Raw genomic sequence first — 1,395 nt, 5'->3', positions numbered from 1 at the left:
TAGACATGGCAACCTCTTCCATTAGCATTGATGCCCATCACGCCAGTGACGTCGAACCATCAAAGCGTAGCACGACGGTTTGCGCATTCGTGTCAGGATCAACACATCCAAGCAGTCGAGAGCCAGGGCGGCTGGGGCGATGCGTAGCGCCTGCATCTTAGGATGCCGTGCCTAACCGCCCTGCGGAAGCTCCGATTGAGCGCGGGCTTGTCGCGACCGGCGCTTCCATTGGGGCGGTGAAGCCAATGTATCCGCCGTGCGGAGGATGGCGCCAGCCTACAAGCCTGCGCTCGGCCGGCATCCTACGGCCGGCGCTGGCGACGTCGGCTCTACGGGCCGAGCTGAAGCCCCTCTGCTGCAGCGAGCCGTTCGCCGATCCGGGGGGACTTCGGGCTAGGTCGGCGAGGTTCTAACGTGGTCTATCCAACAGCTCGTTATCTACCGACGAGCGGCCACCTCAAGAACAGTCTCTGACCACGCCCTCCTTCCCGGGCCCCACAAAAGCCAGTCGGGCTGCCGCACATCGCACTAAGCTACGGACGAAGAACGAAAATCGACGATCTTGGGAGGTGCAGCAAAGACCCGCACCTCGCGAAAATGCGGCATAACCACTTGAAACAACACAACCGATCGACGCCGCACCTCGCGGCCTTTTATCTCGCCATCGTTCTTCGGTCGTATTTCGTGGCTCTCGCTCGATAGCACCAAAACTCGCTCTGCCACGCGGGAATACCCGGGTGTCCCCTGTTGCGCTAAGAACTACGAAAGGAGGCGGATCGCTTCTAGAGCATACCGCTGATGTGCACTGAGAGCGCCGCTTCAGCCGCAGCCGATCTGAAGCCGCCTTGATGACGAGAGCGCATCTCTGGCACGATCGCGGGCACGTCGGAGTCGCCAGATTTGACCTTAGATGGCACTGGCCGGCGTGTCATATCGACACTGCGAAGGCGTGCCAAAAGCAGTCTGGCTGAACAAAATGGAGATAAGCCGCCGTGTGGCAGAATGACATTCTTGTGTTGCCTGACGATCTGATTGCGTTCGCCTGGTCTGCACCGATGCGGGACTTGGCGGCAAAGCTCGAACTGTCCGACGTCGGGCTAAAGAAGCTGCTGACGCGAAGCGGAGTAGCGTCGCCGCCGCAAGGTTATTGGAACAAAATCCGTGCCGGAAAGAGGGTGCCATCAGTACCCAAGGCGCCACCGCGGCGCCCCGGTGAACTGGGTCGAGTAGGTGTCGACGGCCGCTTCAAAAAGGTGCTGCCTATTGCCGCCCCTCTTGCATCCAATGGGCCATTTGCGTCCGCCCTGGTTCCAGAAGACCTCGACGAACTCCACGCACAAGAGTTGAAGGCGATTGGCAAAGTCTCTGTCCCGCAGACGTTGGACAGGCCCCACA

At 60.2% G+C, this 1,395-nt stretch carries 1 pseudogene; it reads left to right on the top strand.

The window, feature by feature from the left end:
* Positions 1-992: 992 nt before the first annotated feature.
* Positions 993-1,395, top strand: a pseudogene (locus EN939_RS34215) (hypothetical protein); the annotation flags it as partial.

This window comes from Mesorhizobium sp. M7A.F.Ca.CA.002.05.1.1, from assembly GCF_003998335.1.
Classification (GTDB): Bacteria; Pseudomonadota; Alphaproteobacteria; order Rhizobiales; family Rhizobiaceae; genus Mesorhizobium.
Note: the sequence above shows the minus strand (reverse complement) of the source record. Positions and strands in the feature narration are given on the sequence as shown.